Source organism: Corynebacterium sp. NML 150383 (assembly GCF_002285085.1).
Taxonomy (GTDB): domain Bacteria; phylum Actinomycetota; class Actinomycetes; order Mycobacteriales; family Mycobacteriaceae; genus Corynebacterium; species Corynebacterium gottingense.
The window spans coordinates 23,616-43,872 of the sequence record NZ_NSGK01000004.1; the positions used below are offsets into that span (position 1 = coordinate 23,616).

General features: G+C 66.6%; 17 protein-coding genes. 6 read left to right on the forward strand and 11 right to left on the reverse strand.

Annotation, left to right across the window (positions count from 1 at the left end; translation table 11 throughout):
* Nucleotides 1–16: 16 nt before the first annotated feature.
* Nucleotides 17–1,222 (reverse strand): alpha/beta fold hydrolase, encoded by a 1,206-nt coding sequence (locus tag CKJ85_RS05425; protein ID WP_095553681.1) that lies wholly within the window; start codon nucleotides 1,220–1,222, stop codon nucleotides 17–19.
* 218 nt (nucleotides 1,223–1,440) lie between these two features.
* Between CKJ85_RS05425 and secA2 the strand changes: the two genes are divergently transcribed.
* The 4 genes from secA2 (at nucleotide 1,441) to CKJ85_RS05445 (ending at nucleotide 6,026) form a co-directional block, all read left to right on the forward strand.
* Nucleotides 1,441–3,732: an accessory Sec system translocase SecA2 gene (gene secA2, locus CKJ85_RS05430; protein ID WP_095553682.1), complete on the forward strand. Its 2,292-nt coding sequence runs from the start codon at nucleotides 1,441–1,443 to the stop codon at nucleotides 3,730–3,732.
* Between the two features lie 160 nt (nucleotides 3,733–3,892).
* Complete coding sequence (gene odhI / locus CKJ85_RS05435; protein ID WP_095276690.1) at nucleotides 3,893–4,324, forward strand: oxoglutarate dehydrogenase inhibitor Odhl; 432 nt, start codon at nucleotides 3,893–3,895, stop codon at nucleotides 4,322–4,324.
* A gap of 80 nt (nucleotides 4,325–4,404) precedes the next feature.
* Nucleotides 4,405–5,151 carry a MerR family transcriptional regulator gene (locus CKJ85_RS05440; RefSeq protein WP_369825025.1) on the forward strand — a complete coding sequence of 249 codons (747 nt, stop codon included), beginning with the start codon at nucleotides 4,405–4,407 and terminating at the stop codon, nucleotides 5,149–5,151.
* A 299-nt stretch (nucleotides 5,152–5,450) separates the two neighbouring features.
* Nucleotides 5,451–6,026: a MerR family transcriptional regulator gene (locus CKJ85_RS05445; protein ID WP_095536560.1), complete on the forward strand. Its 576-nt coding sequence runs from the start codon at nucleotides 5,451–5,453 to the stop codon at nucleotides 6,024–6,026.
* Between the two features lie 78 nt (nucleotides 6,027–6,104).
* Here the strand turns inward: CKJ85_RS05445 and CKJ85_RS05450 are convergent, their stop codons facing one another.
* The 5 genes from CKJ85_RS05450 to CKJ85_RS05470 form a co-directional block, all read right to left on the reverse strand.
* On the reverse strand, nucleotides 6,105–7,565 hold the full coding sequence (locus CKJ85_RS05450; RefSeq protein WP_095553683.1) for a VWA domain-containing protein: 1,461 nt from the start codon (nucleotides 7,563–7,565) through the stop codon (nucleotides 6,105–6,107).
* Nucleotides 7,566–7,630: 65 nt separating this feature from the next.
* Nucleotides 7,631–8,506, reverse strand: coding sequence for a 3-methyladenine DNA glycosylase (locus CKJ85_RS05455; RefSeq protein WP_095553684.1), 876 nt, complete (start codon nucleotides 8,504–8,506; stop codon nucleotides 7,631–7,633).
* On the reverse strand, nucleotides 8,493–9,545 hold the full coding sequence (locus tag CKJ85_RS05460) for a hemolysin family protein (protein WP_095553685.1): 1,053 nt from the start codon (nucleotides 9,543–9,545) through the stop codon (nucleotides 8,493–8,495). Before CKJ85_RS05460 ends, CKJ85_RS05455 begins: the two co-directional genes overlap by 14 nt.
* Nucleotides 9,542–10,936: a hemolysin family protein gene (locus tag CKJ85_RS05465; protein ID WP_095553686.1), complete on the reverse strand. Its 1,395-nt coding sequence runs from the start codon at nucleotides 10,934–10,936 to the stop codon at nucleotides 9,542–9,544. Before CKJ85_RS05465 ends, CKJ85_RS05460 begins: the two co-directional genes overlap by 4 nt.
* Before the next feature lie 12 nt (nucleotides 10,937–10,948).
* A complete protein-coding gene (locus tag CKJ85_RS05470; protein WP_095553687.1) occupies nucleotides 10,949–12,241 on the reverse strand; it encodes a DEAD/DEAH box helicase in 1,293 nt (430 codons plus the stop codon).
* Between the two features lie 147 nt (nucleotides 12,242–12,388).
* On the opposite strand from CKJ85_RS05470, the gene CKJ85_RS05475 reads away from it, so the two are divergent.
* The gene (locus CKJ85_RS05475; RefSeq protein WP_158221623.1) at nucleotides 12,389–13,465 is read left to right on the forward strand and encodes an HNH endonuclease signature motif containing protein; all 1,077 of its coding nucleotides are present in this window, start codon (nucleotides 12,389–12,391) and stop codon (nucleotides 13,463–13,465) included.
* Nucleotides 13,466–13,473: 8 nt separating this feature from the next.
* Here CKJ85_RS05475 and gndA read toward each other — a convergent pair whose 3' ends face one another.
* On the reverse strand, nucleotides 13,474–14,943 hold the full coding sequence (gndA, locus tag CKJ85_RS05480; protein WP_095276670.1) for an NADP-dependent phosphogluconate dehydrogenase: 1,470 nt from the start codon (nucleotides 14,941–14,943) through the stop codon (nucleotides 13,474–13,476).
* A gap of 47 nt (nucleotides 14,944–14,990) precedes the next feature.
* On the opposite strand from gndA, the gene CKJ85_RS05485 reads away from it, so the two are divergent.
* On the forward strand, nucleotides 14,991–15,443 hold the full coding sequence (locus CKJ85_RS05485) for a PaaI family thioesterase (RefSeq protein WP_095536568.1): 453 nt from the start codon (nucleotides 14,991–14,993) through the stop codon (nucleotides 15,441–15,443).
* 3 nt (nucleotides 15,444–15,446) lie between these two features.
* On the opposite strand, the gene CKJ85_RS05490 is transcribed toward CKJ85_RS05485, so the two are convergent.
* From CKJ85_RS05490 to pflB, 4 genes are all read right to left on the reverse strand, one after another.
* Nucleotides 15,447–16,520: a magnesium and cobalt transport protein CorA gene (locus tag CKJ85_RS05490; RefSeq protein WP_095536569.1), complete on the reverse strand. Its 1,074-nt coding sequence runs from the start codon at nucleotides 16,518–16,520 to the stop codon at nucleotides 15,447–15,449.
* Between the two features lie 160 nt (nucleotides 16,521–16,680).
* Entirely contained in the window at nucleotides 16,681–17,556 is an 876-nt protein-coding gene (gene pflA / locus CKJ85_RS05495) for a pyruvate formate-lyase-activating protein (RefSeq protein ID WP_095276661.1), read from the reverse strand.
* A gap of 94 nt (nucleotides 17,557–17,650) precedes the next feature.
* On the reverse strand, nucleotides 17,651–17,902 hold the full coding sequence (gene grcA2 / locus CKJ85_RS05500; RefSeq protein ID WP_095536570.1) for an autonomous glycyl radical cofactor GrcA2: 252 nt from the start codon (nucleotides 17,900–17,902) through the stop codon (nucleotides 17,651–17,653).
* 93 nt (nucleotides 17,903–17,995) lie between these two features.
* Nucleotides 17,996–20,107, reverse strand: coding sequence for a formate C-acetyltransferase (gene pflB / locus CKJ85_RS05505; RefSeq protein WP_095547060.1), 2,112 nt, complete (start codon nucleotides 20,105–20,107; stop codon nucleotides 17,996–17,998).
* Between the last annotated feature and the right edge of the window lie 150 nt (nucleotides 20,108–20,257).

Sequence of the window (20,257 nt, forward strand, 5' to 3'; positions counted from 1 at the left end):
CCTGACGCCCGCCACGTTAGCGCTGCTTGTCGCGCTCGCGGCGCTGCTCGACGGTGGCGGTATCTACCGTGGTCGTGATGTCGCCTGCGGCAATGTAGCCGTCGACGGTGGACGCGGCGCCGGCGGCGCGCAGCGTCTGGACCTGCTCGTCGGTGAGGTCGCCGTAGAGCGTGATGTGGCGGGTGAAGGTGGTGTCGGCGTCGTGGGTGACTTCCACGCGGACGTCGTCAAGCTTCATGCCCTTGGCCGCGCTCCTGATGGCCTGCGAGCACGAGGCCGCGAGCGCGGACATGAACAGGCCGGTGGACGTGACGCCCTGGCCCTTGCCGCCGGCGTTCTTCGCGCGGTCCGTGGTGATCTCGCGGTTCGAAGTGCGCACCACATCGCCGTACTTGGTGCCGCGGGCGGAGTAGGAGATCGCGTTGGAATCGCCAGTCGGCTCCGGGGTGAACTCCGGCACGATGTACTGCTGGGCCCACGAGCCGATGATGTCGGCGGCGCGCTGCGCGGTGCCCTGGCGCGTGAGCAGGTGATCGGCCTTGTCAAGCGCCATGAGCGACTTGGGGTAGCGGGTGAGCTGGAAGATGGTCTGGGCGTTGTCGATGCCCACGGTGACGTCGATAGGCGAGTGCACCAGCAGCAGCGGTTTACGGATCTTGCCCAGGTACTCCTCCGGGTTCGTCTCCGCGAGGTCTTCGAGGAAGTGGCGCGAGATGACCAGGTCGCGGCCGCCCAGCGTGACGTGCACCGAGCCGCTGCGGTCCGCCTCGCCGATCTTGTCGGCGTAGTGCAACACGGAGTGGGCGGGATCGAAGGGGGCGCCGACGGTGGCCACCATCTTGAGCATCTTCTTCAGCTCCGGGCGCGTCGCGGCCTTGAGCGTTGCCGCGCCGCCGAGCGAGTGCCCCATAATGAGCTGCGGGGCGGTGTAGTTCTCCTCCATCCACTGCGCCACGGCCACGATGTCATCAACGTTTTGGTTAAACGAGGTCTCGGCGAACTCGCCCTTGGACTGACCCAGGCCGGGGAAGTCGAAGCGCACGGTGGCAATCCCGTGCTCCGTCAGGCGCTTGGAAATACGCGATGCGCCGGGGGTGTGGCGGGAGCCCGCGAAGCAGTGCGCGAAGATGGCGTACGCCTTCGCCGGGCCGTCCGGACGGTCCATCGTTGCGGCAAGCTCCACGCCCGTGGAGGACGGAATTTTCAGGTTGAGAGATTTCATGTCGCGGACTTCCCCTTGTGTGTGGTTGATTCGCGCTGCTTCGAGGCTGCTGCGAGACTGGCTTCAATACAATCTAAGGCACAAATAAGCTAGCAACAACAGTCCTCCCGCGACCTGCATCGCGGGGGTAAAACCGCTGCGCCTAGACTTTGAGGCAATACTGCGGCGACAGAGCGTTACAGAGCGATACAGTGCGACGAGGAAGGACGGTTAAGCGCATGGGAGCATTCGACTGGTTCTGGAAGGCCATGGGCTCAACATCTGAGCGCAACAACAAGAAATCCAAGGGCATCGTTGCCGGCGCCCACGAGCTGATCCCGAGCATTGAGCAGCTTGACGACGCCGCGCTGGCCGCCGCCATCCGAGACACCGTCTCCGGCGGCGCGATCAAGGACAAGCAGCGCTTCCTTGCCATCCTGTCGGTCGCCTCCAAACGCACGCTCGGCTTGCTGCCGTTCGACGTGCAGAACCAGGCGGTCCTGCGTCTGCTCGAGGGCGACGTCATCCAGATGGCCACCGGTGAGGGCAAGACGCTTGTCGGCGCGATGGCGGCCACGGGGTTCGGGCTGACCGGCAAGCGCGTCCACGTCATCACCGTGAACAATTACCTGGCGGACCGCGATGCGGAATGGATGCGCCCGCTCGTCGAATTCTTCGGCCTGCGCGTCGCCTCCGTGACGGAGAACAGCTCCCGCGAGGAGCGCACCGCCGCCTACCGCAGCGACATCGTCTACGCGCCCGTTACTGAAATCGGCTTCGACCACCTGCGGGACAACCAGATCACCTCGCGCGCTCAGACCGTCCAGGCCCCGGCGGACGTCGCCCTGGTCGACGAGGCGGACAGCGTGCTTGTCGACGAAGCCCTTGTCCCCCTCGTCCTCGCCGGCTCCGAAGGAGCGACCCAGACCACCGGGCGCATCACCGAGGCCGTCTCCCACTTGCGCGAGGGCAAGGACTACGCGATCGACGCCGAGGGGCGCAACGTCTTCCTCACCGACGAAGGCGCCGAGCACGTGGAACGCCTGCTGGGCATCGACTCGCTCTACGGCGACGGGCAGATTGGCGACACCCTCGTGCGCGTCAACCTCGCCCTGCACGCGAAGGCGCTGCTGATCCGCGACGTCCACTACATCGTGGAGGACGGCAAGGTCGCGCTTGTCGACGCCTCCCGCGGCCGCGTCGCCGAACTGCAGCGCTGGCCGGACGGCCTGCAGGCGGCCGTGGAAGCCAAGGAAGGCCTCACCGTCTCTGAGGGCGGCCGGATCCTGGACTCCATTACGCTCCAAGCGCTGATGCGTCGCTACCCAACCGTGTGCGGGATGACCGGCACCGCGGTCGAAGCTACCGACCAGCTCCGCTCGTTCTACGACCTCCACGTCGCTGTGATTGACCGGGCCAACGAGCTGCAGCGCTTCGACGAGGCGGACCGCATCTACGCCACGATGGAGGAGAAGAACAAGGCCATCGTCGACGAGGTTGCGCACCTGAACTCGACCCGCCAGCCGGTGCTCGTGGGCACCCACGATGTCGCAGAATCCGAGGCGCTCGCCGAGGCGCTGGAGGCCCGCGGCGTGTCCGTGAACGTGCTCAACGCGAAAAACGACGCAGAGGAGGCCCGCATCATCGCAGAGGCGGGCGACCTCGGCCGCGTGACCGTCTCGACGCAGATGGCTGGCCGCGGCACCGACATCCGCCTCGGCGGTGCGGACGAGACGGATCACGACAAGGTCGCGGCGCTCGGGGGCCTGGCGGTCATCGGTACTGCGCGCCACCGCTCCGCGCGCCTGGACAACCAGCTCCGCGGGCGCGCTGGCCGCCAGGGCGACCCGGGCCTGAGCCTGTTCTTCGTCTCGCTGGAGGATGACGTCGTGGCCACAGGCGGCGCGGACGAACAGGTCACCGCCCACCCGGACGAGACCGGCCGGATCGAATCCAACCGCATCCAGCAGTTTGTCGAGCACTGCCAGCGCGTCACTGAAGGCCAGCTGCTGGAGATCCATTCCCAGACCTGGAAGTACAACAAGCTGCTCGCCGACCACCGCGACATCCTTGACCAGCGCCGCGCGGTCCTCCTGGACACCGACACCGCGTGGCGCGAGCTCGCCGAGCGTAGCCCGCAGCGCGCCGCGGAGCTGGAGCATCTGCCGCAGGAGGTCCGGGAGCAGGCGGCCCGCGACATCATGCTCTACCACCTCGACACTGAGTGGTCGGAGTACCTCGGGCTCATGGACGACGTACGCGAGTCCATCCACCTGCGCGCCATCGCCCGCGAAACCCCGATCACCGAGTACCACCGCATCGCCGTGCGCGAGTTCAAGGAGCTGGCAAACCGGGCCGTCGACCAGGCAGTCGACACGTTCGAGCAGGTGCCTATCGACGCCAACGGCGCCCACCTCGCCGACGCCGGCTGGAAGCGGCCCAGCGCCACCTGGACTTACATGGTCTCGGATAACCCGCTGGCCGGGTCGGGCAACAGCGTGATCTCCGGCATTGGCAATATTTTCCGGTAGGCGAGTGGTGGGGAAATCCTGTGGAGTGGTGGCAAACACCCCCGCGGGAGCCGCGAGCCGGTAGTATGACAGGCAGCTAACTGAAAACCTCGACATTGGTGCGCCTCGCTGGCCCGTGCACGCGGGGTGCGCCGATTTCACACATAGTCAGGAGTAAGTGATGAGCGATAACACCGGTAACCCGCAGAACCAGGTGGAAACGACGTCGGTGTTCCGTGCGGACCTGCTGAAGGAGATGGAGTCTGGCGCGTCCGCCTCCAAGGACGGCATCACCGGCGCGGAAAACCTCCCCGAGGGCGCGGCACTGCTGGTAGTTAAGCGCGGCCCGAACGCCGGCGCTCGCTTCCTGCTGGACCAGGACTCGACCACCGCGGGCCGCCACCCGGAGGCAGACATCTTCCTCGACGACGTCACCGTGTCCCGCCGCCACGCAGAGTTCCGCCGCACCGAAGACTCCTTCGAGGTCGTCGATGTGGGATCGCTCAACGGCACCTACGTCAACCGCGAGCCGCGCAACTCCCAGACGCTGTCCACGGGCGACGAGATCCAGATCGGCAAGTTCCGCCTCGTCTTTATCGCGGACGAGAAGTAGACTCGCTCCGACCAGAGCCCCCCACGTACCCGCGCCCCTGACAACGGGGCGCTCTTTACGCAACGAAAGATCCACCACCAGTGAGCGCACTCCGCAAAACTTCCCCGCTGAAGCCGACGGGCACGACCCAGCAGGCGAAAACCATGTCGATCGGCGTGGTCCTTGAACGCCTCCGCGAGGAGTTCCCGGACGTGACCGTCTCCAAGATTCGCTACCTGGAGTCCGAGGGGCTCATCACCCCGCAGCGCACCGCGTCCGGCTACCGCCGCTTCACCGACGCGGACGTGGAGCGCCTCCGCTACATCCTGGTCACCCAGCGCGACAACTACCTGCCGCTGAAGGTGATCCGCGAGCAGCTCGAGGCGATGGATTCGGGCGAGGTCGCCGCCCTGATGGCGCCCGACGCGGAAAGCGGCGCGCCGATGGTGTCGCCGGAGAACTTCCGGGCGCCCGCATCCACCAAGCTCACCGAGACCGACGTGGCCGCGCAGGCCGAGACCGACGCGGCAACCGTCGCCGAGCTGACCAAAGCCGGGCTGATTAGCCCGGACGCGGCCGGCCACTACACGGCCGACGACGTCCAGGTGGTCACGACCGCGCTCTCCCTCGGCGAGTTCGGCGTGGACATCCGCCACCTGAAGACGCTGCGCACCGCCGCAGCGCGCCAGGTCGACCTCATCGCCCGCGTCGCGGAGCCGATTGCGAAGTCCGGCAAGGACACCGCGCAGCAGCAGGCCGAGGAGACCGGCCAGCAGATGTCCGCGCTCGTCGTCTCGCTGCACGCGTCGCTGGTGAAGAATCAGCTCCGCCACCGACTGGGCCACTAGCGCTTCACGACGCCACCGCCCCCGCCCGCCTCCATCCAGGTGCGCCGCGGGGGCGTTCCTGTGCGCTACCCAATTTCGGGGGAGGGGCGTGGCTCGGCCCGCGTGCGGACGCGGAATCCGCACGCCACGCGACTGCTGCGGCTGGTGGGGCGCATGTGGTTGGTGGGGCGAGGGGAGTCTCAACGTGAAGTTGAGGGTTAGAGTTCGGCGTGTTGCGCGAGCAAAGGTTGACCGAAAGCCTATGCTTGGCATTTAATAAAGCACATAGGCACTACGCCAAACTTCATGGGAGTAATTACGTGACTACACACAACGGACACGGCACTACCGGCGACGCCCCCATCCAGGAGTCGCTCTTTGACATCGGACCGTCGGATGAGGTGGGGTACCGCGTGCCCATCGCCTGCCAGGTTGCCGGCATTACGTACCGCCAGCTCGACTACTGGGCGCGCACCGAGCTCGTCCGTCCGTCGATCCGCGGCGCAAAAGGCTCCGGCTCCCAGCGCCTTTACTCGTTCAAGGACGTGCTGGTGCTGAAGATTGTGAAGCGCCTGCTTGACACTGGCATCTCGCTGCAGAACATCCGCCTCGCGGTGGAGAAGCTGCGCGACCGCGGTGTGAACGACATCGCGGAGATCACCCTGGTCTCGGACGGCGCAACGGTCTACGAATGCCGCAGCAACGAGGAGATCATCGACCTTCTCGGCGGCGGCCAGGGCGTGTTCGGCATCGCCGTGCCGCAGATTATGAAGGAGCTTTCGGGCACCATCTCCGCGTTCCCGGCGGAGCGCGTGATTACCGAGGACGACGCCCCGGTCGCAGAGGTCACCGGGATTGACGAGCTCGCCGCGCGCCGTCGCCGCAAGTCCTCCTAGCCGGTTCTGCTCCACTCCCACCATCGCGCCCCGCACTGATCGGGGCGCGATTTTTTACGCCCGAGGGCGTCCCCGCGCCTACTTCACGCCGGCGGCCGACTTCACGGCGTCGGTAAGCCCCTCGGCACCATCGACGTGGTGGTCGGATGACGCGACATTGCGCAGCCCCTGGTCCTGCGGCTCGCCGCCGACGTGCACCACCGTGACGTCGACGCCCTGGTCGGTGAACGGCCTGACCGCGTTGGCAAACTCCTCGTCGTTTCCGGCGTCAGCGGTGCCGGTGGTCACCACGACGATCCGCACTGGGTCGCCCCACTGCGCAGCGGCGCCGGCCGCGGCGAGGACCGCCTCGCGGGTCTGCGGCACGCCGCCGGTGAGGAAGCGGTGCACCGCCTGGTCGACGTCGCCCGCGTTGCCCGTCAGGGCGACGTTGTCGCGGTAACCGCGGGTCACGCCCGGGTTGAGCGGCGAGGAGTAGTTCCACAGGCCGACCATCTTGCCCCGCTCGCCGACCGCACCTGCTGCTGCGCCGACCGCGTCCTTCGCCGGCTCGATGTACGGTGCCATGCCATCCGACGTGTCGAGCAGGAACAGCGTGTTCTGCACCTGGCCGGCCGCGGAATCGGACTCCGGAGCGTCCTTCTTCGCGCTCGCCTTCGCGTCGCTGCCCGCGGCGTCGGCGCCGTCGTTTGCGGTGCCGTCGGTAAGCGCGGCCCCACCCTCGGGGAGCGCCGCGGCCCAGACCATCTCCGCGATCACGGGCTGCTGCGGGTCCTGCCCATCGAACTTGTCGGCCGAGAAGCGCGCCAAGTCTTGACCCGCCCGCGACTGGTCCTCGGTCACGTCGCCGGCCGCGTTGAGCGGGATCGCCGCGTAGGACACGGCGGCATCGATCGGGGTGAACGTGAGTCCCTCGGGGACGGCGTTCTCGGACGTCGCGAGGAAAGTGTCGTCAGCACCGTCGAAGCCGTCGAGCGAGTCGACGCGCTGATCAGTCAGCGCCTTCACCGCCGCCTGGTCGTCGCCCTTCGCCAGCGTCCCGGCGACGACGGCTGACGCCGACGGCTCGTCGCTCGCTGCAAAGCGCACCTTGTCCAATCCGACCTGGTCCAGCTTCGCCTCGGCCGTACCGGCCAGGCCGACCGGCTGGTTGGCCACCACCGACGGCTCCGCCACGGCAGCGGTGCGCTTCGCGTTCGCCAGCTGCTGCTGCGTGACCGGCGTGTTCGGCGCGAGGTAGACCGCCGCATCCGCAACGTTGTCCACCAGCTGCGGCTTGACGCAGTGGTCACGGACCACGGGCGCGCTCTCCTGGTAAGTCTTCATCAGCTGCTCGGCGACCGCGTGGTCCGACGCCGCGACCGGGAGCGTGACGTCGCCGGCGACGCACTCGCCGCCGCCCTGCGCCTCGTCGGCGTCGGTACCGCGACCGAAGATGAACCACAGCAGCCCGGCGATGAGCAGCAGGACCACGAGCAGCGCAATCAACGCCTCGCCGGACAGCCTGTAGTTGTTCTTACCGTTGGAATGCCGTGCCATGTATACCGCCTTGTCAGCCGAGTCTGCTTGGATGCGCAGCGCGCAGGTAGCGCCTTGCCGCAATCTTATCCGTGCTGCACGCGTTCTAAGAGCGCGACAAGCCGATGGCGCAGCGGCGCGGCGTCTTCCGCCAATTTCCGCTGCCGGCGGACGTACTCCGCCTTGCCTTCAGCTGTCTCGATCGGCACGACTCCAAACCCGAGCTCGCGGCAGTCGTACGGCGAGGCCTCCATGTCCAGCCTCCGCGCCTCGCGCGCGAGCGCGAACGTGTCCAGCAACAGCTCGCCGGGGACGAGCGGGCCGAGCTTGGTCGCCCACTTGTACAGGTCCATCGCCACGTGCACGCAGCCTGCCTGGTCGTTCGCCGCCTGCCCCTCGCGCGTGAGCACGGTCAGGTTCAGCGGGCGCGCCGGCGGCGTGAAAAATCGGTACGCGTCAAAGTGCGTGCACTTGAGCTGATGCGCCTCAACCACAGCATCGGTCCCGGCGCGCCCCAGTCGCAGCGGCAACGCGTGGCGCGGGGTGTCCGTTCGGTAGACCATTGCCCATTCGTGCAGGCCGAAGCAGTCAAAGTGCGCGGGACGCTTCTCGACGCCCCCGAGCACCCGCCCAACCGCCTCCGCGTCCCTCCCGCGGTGGGCAACAAACGCCTCGACGTCCACGCCAACCGTGCCATCAGCGTTGACGCGGTAATCGCGCCAGGTCGCGTGGGGGAGGGCGGTGGCGTCGGCAAGCGTGCGCCCCACGCCCGGGTGCCACCGGCGCAGGTGGGCGGGGCGGAGCGGGTAGTACTCGAAGAGGAAGTCCCACACCGGGTGCGCGACGCCGTGCGTGCGGCGCTCCAGGTGCGGGGTGATCCACCGGTCCGCGCGGGCCTCGTGCGCCGCGATGAGCGCTTCGTACTCGCGCGGCTGGAGCACCTCCGGGCTACTCGTCCTCATGCGTCCAGTCTGCGACGGTGCCCACGTACTCCTCGATGAGGTCCTCGAGCGCCAGCACGCCGACCAGCTCGCCGTTGTCCCGGACCTGTGCCATGTGGGCGGAGCGCCGGTGGAGGGAGGTGAGGGCGTCGTCAAGCGTCTGCGCACCGTCGACGATGGAGAGGGGGCGGATGCGCTTCTTGGGCACCAAGGGATCGGCGTCGTCGGACTCCATGAGGTCCAAGATGTCCTTGACGTGGATGTAGCCGACCAGCACGCCCGGCTCCGTCTGGACGGGGAAGCGGGAGTACCCGGTCTCGCGCACCGCTTCCTCCACGGCGGAGAGGCGGATGCCGGACGGCTGCAGCGTGATGGTCTTCAGATCCGGCAGGCGGATCATCACTTCCTTCAGATTGCGGGTCTCGGAACGCAGGGCCTTGGCCAGGCGGGCGGTCTCCTCGGCGTCGAGCAGGCCCTCCTCGCGCGACTCCTGAATCATGTTGGCTAGCTGCTCCTGGTCGACCGTGGAATCCAGTTCGTCGCGCTGCACGATGCCGAACGCCGCAAGCGTCTTGCGGGCGATCCAGTTGAGCAGCTCAATGACCGGGCGCGTGAGCTTGATCCACACCGTCATCGCGCCGGTGAGCCACATCGCCGTGGTTTCGGGGCCGGCGATAGCGATGTTTTTTGGCACCATCTCTCCAAGCAGGATGTGCAGGTAGGAGATGATCACCAGCGCGATGGCGAAGCTCACCGGGTGCAGCAGGTTCTCGGGCAGGTTGAGCGACAGGAACGGCACCTCGATGTAGTGCGCGATCGCCGGCTCGGCGACCTTACCCAACACCAGCGAGGCGATCGTGATGCCGAACTGCGCGCCCGCCAGGTAGATCGACAGGTGCTCGGTGGCGTCGAGCACGCCCTTTGCGTCCTTCCTTCCCTGGGCGAGTAAGTTTTCAAGGCGGTCGCGGCGCGACGACACCAGCGCAAACTCGGCGCCGACAAAGAACGCGTTGGCCGCGAGGAGGAAAATGATCAGCAGAATTGCGACCCAAATGCTCATCGACGCTCACCTCCAGCAACTTCCTCAGCCTGCGCGGGGGAGACGGGGCTGAGCAGCACCCGGTCCACGCGGCGGTCATCCATGGCGGACACGCGCCCGACCCACGTTCCGGCGCCGCCGGATTCGAACCCCTCCTGGAAGTTCTCCGCGGCGTTGGGCAGCACGACCTTGTCGCCCAGCTTGGGGATCCGCCCCAGCACGGACATGATCAGGCCGCCGAGGGTTTCGTACGGGCCTTCCGGCGCGGTGTAGCCGGTGGTGGCGGTGACGTCGTCAAGCCTCACGAGCCCCGAAACCTCCCACGAGGTGCCGATGCGCTGGAAGTCGCGCTCCTGCTCCTTGTCGTCGTACTCGTCGTAGACCTCGCCGAGGATCTCCTCCACGACGTCCTCGATGGTGACCAAGCCCTGCGTGCCGCCGAACTCGTCGGCGACGAGAACGACCTGCGACCCGGCCTGGCGGACCCGGTTGAGCACCGAATCGCCGTCGAGCGTGCCCGGCACGAACGGCACCTCGCGGGCGAGGGAAGCCAGCTTCGTGGTTGCGCGGTCGGCCTTGTCCACCGAGAACGCGTCTTTGATGTGCACCACGCCGATGGTGTCGTCCAGGTCGCCGCGGCGCACCGGGAAGCGCGAGTGGCCGGACTGGCGCGCCAAGGCGATGAGGTCGGCAACGGTGTCGTCGGCATCGAGCGCGTCGATGGTGGAGCGCGGCGTCATGACCTCCTCGGCGGTGGTGTCGCCGAACTGCAGCGAGCGGTCGATCACCGCGGCGGTCTCGGCGTCCAGGCCGCCCGCCTCGGCTGAGCTGCGCACCATCGCGGTCAGCTCCTGGCCGGAGCGCGCCGACGCAAGCTCATCGGCAGGCTCCATACCGAGCTTGCGCACGACGAAGTTCGCCGACCTGTTCAGGAAATTGATGAAGCCACGGAAAAAACGGTTGAACGCGTTGACCGGCGGGACCACGAACCGGGCGGTGCCCAGCGGGTTGGTGATCGCGATATTCTTGGGCACAAGCTCACCGAACACCATGGACAGCAGCGTCGCGACGATCAGCGCGACCACCATCGCCACGACGCCGGATGCGTCCTTGTCCAAGCCCACCAGCTCAAGCAGCGGGGCGAAGTACTTGCCCAGCACCGGCTCCGCGAGGAAGCCGGATGCAAGGGTGGTGAGCGTGATGCCGAGCTGTGCGCCCGAGAGCGCGAACGAGAGGTTGGCGTGGTCGCGCGCGACGGCTTTGGCGCGCTTGTCACCTTTTTCCCTCACGTGTGCGTCGACCGCCGAGCGCTCCAGCCCGGTCATGGCGAACTCGATCGCCACGAACAGGCCCGTTGAGGCGGTGAGCAGTATGAAACCCGCAAGGGAGAGGATGGATATGAGTATGTCCATTATGGTTGCGCGTTAGCGCCCGTGACTCCTTCGTGTTCGATTCCCGCGCCGCTTGTTGCGGCCGGAGGGCTTCGCTTGACGACGCCCACGCGCAGGTTGTCCCGGCGGCGGCAGGGGAGCGCCCTCCGGCTTGCGTGCACCCGTGATCTTAACTAACGCTTCAGACATCGGGGTGACGCGGACCTCGCGCGCGTCGACACCCGCCTTCTTGAGCAACTTTTCCACTTCCTGGCGCTGGTCGTCCATGACGAGCGTGACGACGGTGCCGGACGTGCCCGCGCGGGCGGTGCGCCCGGCGCGGTGCAGGTACGCCTTGTGCTCGGCGGGCGGGTCGACGTGGACGACGAGCGAGACGTCGTTGATGTCGATGCCGCGCGCCGCGATGTCTGTGGCCACGAGCACGGGCGTGGAACCGTCGCCGAAGCCCTCGATCGCCCGCGTGCGCGCGCCCTGGCCCTTGTCGCCGTGCAGGCCCTGCGCGTTGATGCCGACGCGGCGCAGCTTCTTCACCTGGCGGTCCACGCCGTGCTTCGTGCGCATGAACATGATCGTTTTGCCGTCGCGAGCGGCGATCTGGAGGACGATCTCGTTGCGCTCCTCGCGGCCGCCGACGAGCAGCCGGACGTGCTCCATCGTGTCCACCGCCGCCTCGACGGGCGCGGTCGAGTGCGTCACCGGGTCGTGCATGTAGCGGGCCACGAGCTTCTCGACGTCCCCGTCAAGCGTCGCCGAGAACAGCAGCCGCTGCCCGTTCTCGGGCGTGCGGTCGAGCAGCTTGCGTACCTGGGGGAGGAAGCCCATGTCGGCCATCTGGTCGGCCTCGTCGAGCGCTGTGATTTCCACCGCGTCGAGGGAGAGCTTCTTCTGGCCGATGAGGTCCTGCGCGCGCCCCGGCGTGGCCACGAGCAGGTCGACGGGGGCGGCAAGCGCGCGGATGTGCTTGTTCACGTTGACGCCGCCCACGACTTCGAGGATGCGGAGGCCGAGAGCTGCGGCGGCGTCGTCAAGCCTTTCGCGGATCTGCGCGGCGAGCTCTCGGGTGGGCGCGAGCACGAGGCCGCGTGGATGGCCCGGGCGGCTGGGAGCGCCGGCGAGGCGGGCGAGGATGGGCAGGCCGAACGTGAATGTTTTGCCGGATCCGGTGGGGCCGCGGCCGAGGACATCGCGGCCGGCGAGCGCGTCCGGGATCGCCGCCTCCTGGATGGGGAACGGGTGCTCGATGCCCTGGCGTGTGAGCACTGTGACCACGGGTTGTGGCAGGCCGAGTTCGGCGAAAGTTGTGGGAGACGGTGTCGACGATGTCATTGCGACCACTTTAGCGCGCGAAAACCCCAAACCCTATTAGACGCACGCGGCGGGCCTGCGGTTCCCTCCGCGTCAGGTTTTGGAAGACTTCTCACACTTTGCCGTTTACGCTGTTCAGCGCGTTGTGGTGCGGCTATGCTCTGGGGCATGACGCTTATCGACGCCCTCATCCACCACGACCGCAACGGCATTGCCATCATCGCCGATGCGGCGGAGTCGAGCGTCGACGCGCTGGTCGACCGCGGGATGGAGCGCGATCGCGCCGAACAACTGATGGGCGCGGCCGAGGTCTACTTCGGGCAGGTGCGCAACCGCCGGGCGCAGGACGCGTGCGTCGCGGCGGCGCGCGAAAATCAGCACCGGTTGGAGACGCTGGCGTTTATTGCGCGGTCGTCGAGAAGCTTGGAGACAGACGCGGACCGGTGGAAATACCGCACCACGTTGTGCGAAACGCGCGGCGACCTCCGCGCGATCACACGGCGGGCCAGGGCGTTGAAGAAGGAACTGCAGCCGGCGCGGCCGCGGGAGCCGAAGGCGACCATCACGTTCCACGACCAGGGCTGGTCCACTATGCACCTCACCGCGCGCACCAGCGACGTGCTGCCGCTGTTTGAGGCGGCGAAGGGCGACCCGGCGGGCTGGGCGAAGGGCGGAGGCGCGACCGCGGCCCCCGCGGCGGCGTTGACCACGGTGCTCAACATGGACATCGGCGACTTTGCGCAGTGGCGCAAGCACCCCGAGCGCACCGACGAGATCGAGGTGCAGCTCACCAACGGCGAATGGCTCACCGGCGCGGAGCTGATCAACCGGAAGCTGCGGGAGTCTGGGTACATCGCGTTGATCTCGCCAACCGACGGGCCGATCAACCTCTACGGCACCACGCTGCGCCACGCGTCCCGCGAGATGCGCCTCCTCATGAGCGCGGATGCGCCCACCTGCGCGTGGAAAGACTGCAACCAGCCCGCGGACTTCTCGGAGGCGCACCACATCCACGAGTGGTCGAAAGGCGGGACGACGACGATTGACAATCTCTGCTGGTTGTGCACGTACCACAATCGGCAAAACGGCCGCCCGCACCGCGGCCGGATGGAGCGCGTCGACGGGCAGATCGTATGGAAAAGCCCCGGAGGCTACGTCACGCCCCGGGGCAGAAACCACGGCGATCCGTGGGTGCGCGCAAAACGGTTGGCCACCACAGCGGCTACCGGCCCGCCCGATAAGTAGGTTTTTGCTTACGCGTCGATTTCTTCGCGGCTTCCCGACCACGTGGTGTGATAGGTGCCGTCCATGTCGACGCGCTTGTAGGTGTGCGCGCCGAAGAAGTCGCGCTGGCCCTGGATCAGCGCTGCCGGGAGGCGGTTCGAGCGCAGCGAGTCGTAGTACGACAGCGACGACGCGAAGACCGGGACCGGCAGGCCGAGTTGGGTGGCGGTGATGACGACGCGGCGCCAGGCGTCGATAAGCCCGCCCTCGAGCTCCTGCTTGAAGTACGGGTCGAGCAGCAGGGAGGGCAGCTTGGGGTCGTTCTCGTAGGCCTCGGTGATGCGGTTGAGGAACTTCGCGCGGATGATGCAGCCGCCGCGCCAGATGCGCGCGAGCGCGCCCGGCTCGAGATCCCAGCCGTACTCCTGCGAACCGGCGTTGATCTCGTCGAAACCCTGCGCGTACGCGACGAGCTTGGAGGCGTAGAGCGCGCGGCGCACGTCCTCGACGAAGGCGTCCTTGTCCACGCCGAGGTCATCGAGCGTGGTCACCTCGCCAGCGGGCAGCCCGATGCGCTGGGCGGCCTCGCGCTGGGCAATTGCCGACGACAACGCGCGCGCAAACACCGCCTCGCCGATCCCTGTGACCGGCACACCGAGGTCGAGCGCCTCCTTGACGGTCCAGCGGCCGGTGCCCTTTTGGCCGGCGGCGTCCAGGATGACGTCGATGAACGGCTTGCCCGTCTTCGCGTCGGTCTGACGCAGCACCTCGGCGGTGATCTCGATGAGGTAGGAGTCCAGGTCGCCCTCGTTCCAGGTGCTGAAGATGTCCGCAAGCTCGGCGGGCGTGAGGCCGGCGCCGTAGCGGAGGAGATGGTAGGCCTCGCCGATCACCTGCATGTCGGCGTACTCGATGCCGTTGTGGACCATCTTGACAAAGTGGCCGGCGCCGTCGGGGCCGATGTGGGTGACGCACGGGGAGCCGTCGACCTTCGCGGAAATGTCCTCGAGCAGGGGACCGAGCGTCTCCCAGGATTCCTTCGGGCCGCCGGGCATAATCGACGGGCCGCGCAGCGCTCCCTCCTCGCCGCCGGAGATGCCGGCGCCGACGAAGTGGCGGCCGCGCGCGGCGACCTCCTTCTCGCGGCGGATCGTGTCGGTGAACAGAGAGTTGCCGCCATCGATAATGATGTCTCCGTCATCCATCGCGGTTGCGAGCTGGTCGATCACCGCATCGGTCGCGGCGCCAGCCTGGACCATGATGATGGCCTTGCGCGGGCGCTCGAGGGAAGCCACGAAATCTTCGATGGTCTCCGAGGGGACGAAATTCCCTTCGGCGCCGTGCTCAGCCATGACGGCGCGCGTCTTTTCCGGCGAGCGGTTATAGATGGCCACCGTGTGGCCCTTGGAGGCGAAGTTGCGGGCGAGGTTGGAGCCCATGACGGCCATGCCAACGACGCCGATCTGGGCGAGTCCGGTAGCGGGGGATGCATCAGTCATGCGCTCGATTCTACGCGCCGCGTTCGGGCGGGCGGTAGAGTGTGCACATGGAGACGCACGATTACCGCAGCCGCTTTGCCAGAGAGCCGCTGGTCGAGCCGCTGAGCGCGGACGAGCTGCGCGACCTCAACGCGCACGACATCGGGTTCGGCCCGCACATCGGGCTCGTCATCACCGCGTGTTCGGCGGAGCGCACCGAGGGCTACGTCGAAGTGGGGCCGCAGCACTTGCAGCTCACGGGTGTGGTGAATGGGGGCGTGTATGCGTCGATAGGCGAAACGATCGGCTCGATGGCGGCGATCGCGGCGGCGGGCCGCCCGGCGCTAGGGATGAGTAACTACACCGACCTGCTGGGCGGCGTTTCCGGCGGGCGGATCGAAGCGGTCGCGCGCCCGGTGCACACCGGCAAGCGCACGCACCTGTGGCGCGTGGAGCAGCGAAACGGCGACAAGCTGGTTGCGGTGACGAACCTTAAGCTCATGCTTGTCGACGCCACGTAACACCTACAGCCAGTTATTTCGTCTAAACCACCAGTACATGATGGCCATCGACGCAAACATGACGATGAGCACGACCGGATAGCCGTACGCCCAGCTCAGCTCGGGCATGTTCTCAAAGTTCATGCCGTAGATGCCGGCGATCATGGTCGGGGCGGCGGCCATACCGACGACGGCGGAGATGGTGCGCATGTCGCTGTTTTGCTGCATGCTGACTTTGGCCACGGAGGCGTCGAGAAGCGACGAGAGGCGCTCGTCGAAGCCGAAGAGGTGGTCGCTGGCGATGGTCGCGTTGTCGACGACGTCGCGGAAGTACGAACGCAGCGTCTTGCGGAGCAAGTCCTTGTGACTGACAAGGCTGTTTTTCAGCGCCGGCGCGAGCGGGTCAATGGCGTGCCGCATCTCCAAAACCTCACGCTTGTACATGTAAATCTTGTCGATGTTGATGTCGCGCCGCGGAGTGAACACCTCGTTTTCCAGGTCGTCGACGTCGATGCTCAGCGCCTGGGCGACGCGCAGGTGGTTGTCCACCGCGTAGTCGGAGACCTTCCACGCCACGGCCGCGGGGCCGAGGATGGCAAGCTCCTCGTCCTCCTCCAGCTGGCCGGTCAGGTCGGGGAGGGGCGCGTTGTGGCGGATCGTGATGGCGAAGTTGGGGCCGACCACGATCTGCACCTCGCCGGTGGAAATGATCTCGCGGGCGTCGGAGACCTCTTCGTCGTCGCGGTAGTAGACGGTGCGGATGACCAGGAAGAGCTGGTCGTCGTAGCGCTCCACTTTGGGGCGCTGGTGGGCGTCGATGACGTCGTCGACGATGAGGTCGTGCAGGTCGAAGAGCTCCGCGATGCGCTCCATCTGCGTCGTCGTGGGCTCCTTGAGCGATAGCCACACGAAGGCGTTGTCATGCTGGTTGACGTGCTCGAGCGCCTGCGCCACCCGCGCGTTGCCGGGCTGGCGCTTGCCGTCGACGAAGATGCGGCAGAAATCAATCGAGCGTTCTATCGGCACCGGGACGTGTTGAGCAACTGGTGCGAAGTTCTTCTTCGGCCGTTGACGTGGAAGTGGAATCCGAGGCGGCATAGCAGCCTCCCTTCGTGTGACGAACCGGCCGGGCCGGTTGCAACGGGCAGATCGTGGCTTGGCCGAAGCGAAGCCCTTAAAAAATACTACGCCCTCCGCGCGAGCGCGAACTCGCGGCGGAGGGGAAGACGTGGCGTCGATAAGCGACGAGCCCGGGGCGCTAGTGAACCTCGAGGCCGCGCGAGCGGAAGATGTCGCGGATGTGCTCGACGTGCTCGGGCGACGGCGGAGTGACGTCGTCGAGCTCGTACGGCATACCGATCTTCTTCCACTTGTCGGCGCCCATGTTGTGGAAGGGGAGGACCTCGACGCGCTCGACGTTGTTGGTCCAGCGGGCGACGATGTCGGCGACGTTGTTCACGTTCTCCTCGGAGTCGGTGTAGCCGGGCACGACAACGAAGCGAATCCAGACGCGCTTGCCCTTCTCACTGAGGCGGTCGCCGAAGTCGATGGTGGGCTGCAGCTGGCGCTTGGTCACGCGCTGGTACGTCTCCTCGTCGCCGGACTTCACGTCGAGGAGGAACAGGTCGATGTTGTCCAGGTCCTCGTCGCGCAGACGCGCGCCCAGGTAGCCGGAGGTGTCGATCGTGGTGTGGATGCCCGCGGAGTGCACCATCTTCAGCAGGCGGCGCGTGAACGCGATCTGGAACAGCGGCTCGCCGCCGGAGAGGGTGAGGCCGCCGCCGGTGGCGTCGAAGATGCGCTTGTAGCGCTTCACGCGGTTCGCCACAGACTCGACGGATTCGAGGGTGCCTTCCTTCATCTCCATCGTGTCGGGGTTGTGGCAGTACAGGCAGCGCAGGGGGCAGCCGGACAGGAAGATGGTCATGCGGGTGCCGGGGCCGTCGACGGCGGTGACGAGCTCCCACGAGTGGACGAGCCCGATGTCGCCGGTGCGCCGCGCCTCGAGCAGCTCGGGTCGGGTGATTTCCATGTCGGCGTCGGCGGTGCCGCCAAGGCCCGCGGCGACGCCTCTGATGCGTTCGCCCTGCTGGGGTTCGAGTGTGACTACGCCGGTTGTGCCATCTTGCGCCATGGCTGGCCTCCTGTGCTGTGTGCTTATCGACGCGCCCCACCGCCCACCCGGAAGGGCGAGTCAGTGGGGCGCTACGTCCTGGTTATGCCGCTGGTTATGCGCCGCGGTGGAAGGTGCGCGAGATCACGTCGCGCTGCTGCTCCTTGGTGAGCTTGACAAAGTTCACCGCGTAGCCGGAGACGCGAACCGTCAGGTTCGGGTAGTTCTCCGGGTGCTCCATCGCGTCCTCGAGGGTGTTCTGGTCCAGCACGTTGATGTTGGCGTGGTACAGACCGGAGTTCATGTTGTTGGCCTCGCGGGAGGCCTTCATGGAAGCCATACGGTCTTCGAAGGTGTGGGTAGACATTGTGGTGTGCTCCTTTTCGGGGAAGTGGTGATTAGTGGGGTATTGAGTTGTCCGTTGCCGGTCGGCCGGTGGGCCGACCGGGCGGGCCCGGGTTTATGCCGGGTGGATCTCTGCGTCCGCGTTGTCCATGATGAAGCCCGCGTCGAGGACGCCGACCAGGTTCTTGACCTGCTCGTCCTTGTTGCGGCCGAGGCCGGACGGGGTGATCGTGTTGGTCAGCGAGATGCCGTCCAGCGCGTCGTTGTAGTCGAGCTTACCCACGGACAGCATGGAGGCGACCATGCCGTGGTTGTCGGCGCCGTTCTCCGGGTTTGCGCCCGGTGCGAACGGGGTGCCGGCCTTGTGCCCGGACGGGAACGAACCGGTGGCCTTGCCGTAGACCACGTTGGAAGTGATGGTCAGGACGGACTGGGTCGGGATCGCGTCGCGGTACATCGGGATCTCTTTGATCTTCTGCATCACGGTGTGGACCACGGTGGCGGCGATGTCGTCAGCGCGGTCGTCGTCGTTGCCGTAGAACGGGAACTCGCCCTCGGTCTTGTAGTCGACGACCAGGCCGGATTCGTCGCGAATCGGCGTGACCTTCGCGTACTTGATGGCGGACAGCGAGTCGGCGACGATGGACAGGCCGGCGATGCCGCAGCCCATGGTGCGAACGATGTCGGAGTCGTGCAGCGCCATCTCGACGGCCTCGTACGCGTACTTGTCGTGGCAGTAGTGGATGATGTTCAGGGCCTCGACGTAGGTGCCGACAACCCAATCCAGCATCTCCTCGTACTTCTGCCAGACCTCGTCAAAGTCCAGCGGGCCGTCGCCGGTGATCGGGGTGTGGCCCTCGGTGACCTGCTTGCCGGTGACCTCGTCGCGGCCGCCGTTGATGGCGTACAGGAGGGACTTCGCCGCGTTGACGCGGGCGCCGAAGAACTGCATCTGCTTGCCCACCGGCATCGGGGAGACGCAGCATGCGATGGCGGCGTCGTCGCCCCACTGGTCACGAATCTGCTTGTCAGACTCGTACTGGATGGAGGAGGTCTCGATGGAGATGGCGGAGCAGAACTCCTTGTAGCCCTCCGGAAGCGCCGGGTCCCAGAAGATGGTGATGTTCGGCTCCGGTGCCGGGCCCAGGTTGCGCAGGGTCTGCAGGAGGCGGAACGAGGTCTTGGTGACCTGGTGGCGGCCGTCGGAGGAGAAGCCAGCGTCGGACCAGGTTGCCCAGTACGGGTCGCCGGAGAAGATCTGGTCGTAGTCCTCGGTGCGCAGGAAGCGGACGATGCGGAGCTTGAGCACCAGGGCGTCAATAATCTCCTGTGCGTCTTCCTCGGTCAGCGTGCCGTTGGCCAGGTCGCGCTCGAAGTAGATGTCGAAGAAGGGGGAGAGGCGGCCGATGGACATTGCGGCACCGTCCTGGCTCTTCACGGAGGCGAGGTAGCCGAAGTAGGTCCACTGCACGGCCTCGTGAGCGTTGGTCGCCGGGCCGGAGATGTCGAAGCCGTAATCGGCTGCCATCTTCTTGAGCTTCTTCAGCGCCTTGATCTGCTCAGCGTGCTCCTCGCGGTAGCGTGCCCAGTGCTCGGAGAAGCCCTTGTCCAGGGAAGCGTCCTTGGCGGCGAGCTTGTCCTCGATGAGCTTGTCCACGCCGTAGAGAGCGACGCGGCGGTAGTCACCGATGATGCGGCCGCGGCCGTATGCGTCGGGCAGACCGGTGACGATGTGGGAGGAGCGAGCTGCGCGGATGCGCGGGGTGTAGATGTCAAAGACAGCGTCGTTGTGGGTCTTGCGGTAGGAGGTGAAGATCTTCTTCACGTCCGGGTTGACCTCTTTGCCGGCCTCCTTGATGGCCTGCTCGACCATGCGCCAGCCACCGTTCGGCATCATCGCGCGCTTGGTCGGGACGTCGGTCTGCAGGCCGACGATCACGTTGTCGTCTTCAGAGATGTAGCCGGCGGGGAAGGCGTCGATGTCTGCCGGGGTCTCGGTGTCAACGTCGAAGACGCGACGCTCGCGCTCGACGGAGAGGTACTTCTTGTCCAGCGTGTCCCAAACGCGGAGGGTCTTTTCCGTCGGGCCGGCGAGGAACGATGCATCGCCGTCGAAGGGGGTGTAGTTGCGCTGGACGAAATCGCGAACATTGATCTCGTCGGTCCACGGGCCTTCGGCAAAGCCGTCCCATGCGGTGTTCTGCGATGCAGCAGTTGTAGCAGTCACTTTGAAAAACGATCCTTCTAGTCTCGAGGGTTTTCCACGATGGGGACGCGCTAGCACTTTCCCAGGTTCCCGTTCAACATCTGCCACCGGAAGTCGTTCCGGCCGATGATTTGAAGCGCTACCATCGTTGTGTCCCAATTATAAGGTGAG

Bases quoted from the DNA above. Each gene is read 5' to 3' on its own strand.
- CKJ85_RS05425 (WP_095553681.1), bottom strand. From the start codon at position 1,222: ATGAAATCTCTCAACCTGAAAATTCCGTCCTCCACGGGCGTGGAGCTT.
- secA2 (WP_095553682.1), top strand. From the start codon at position 1,441: ATGGGAGCATTCGACTGGTTCTGGAAGGCCATGGGCTCAACATCTGAG.
- odhI (WP_095276690.1), top strand. From the start codon at position 3,893: ATGAGCGATAACACCGGTAACCCGCAGAACCAGGTGGAAACGACGTCG.
- CKJ85_RS05450 (WP_095553683.1), bottom strand. From the start codon at position 7,565: ATGGCACGGCATTCCAACGGTAAGAACAACTACAGGCTGTCCGGCGAG.
- CKJ85_RS05455 (WP_095553684.1), bottom strand. From the start codon at position 8,506: ATGAGGACGAGTAGCCCGGAGGTGCTCCAGCCGCGCGAGTACGAAGCG.
- CKJ85_RS05460 (WP_095553685.1), bottom strand. From the start codon at position 9,545: ATGAGCATTTGGGTCGCAATTCTGCTGATCATTTTCCTCCTCGCGGCC.
- CKJ85_RS05465 (WP_095553686.1), bottom strand. From the start codon at position 10,936: ATGGACATACTCATATCCATCCTCTCCCTTGCGGGTTTCATACTGCTC.
- CKJ85_RS05470 (WP_095553687.1), bottom strand. From the start codon at position 12,241: ATGACATCGTCGACACCGTCTCCCACAACTTTCGCCGAACTCGGCCTG.
- CKJ85_RS05475 (WP_158221623.1), top strand. From the start codon at position 12,389: ATGACGCTTATCGACGCCCTCATCCACCACGACCGCAACGGCATTGCC.
- gndA (WP_095276670.1), bottom strand. From the start codon at position 14,943: ATGACTGATGCATCCCCCGCTACCGGACTCGCCCAGATCGGCGTCGTT.
- CKJ85_RS05485 (WP_095536568.1), top strand. From the start codon at position 14,991: ATGGAGACGCACGATTACCGCAGCCGCTTTGCCAGAGAGCCGCTGGTC.
- CKJ85_RS05490 (WP_095536569.1), bottom strand. From the start codon at position 16,520: ATGCCGCCTCGGATTCCACTTCCACGTCAACGGCCGAAGAAGAACTTC.
- pflA (WP_095276661.1), bottom strand. From the start codon at position 17,556: ATGGCGCAAGATGGCACAACCGGCGTAGTCACACTCGAACCCCAGCAG.
- grcA2 (WP_095536570.1), bottom strand. From the start codon at position 17,902: ATGTCTACCCACACCTTCGAAGACCGTATGGCTTCCATGAAGGCCTCC.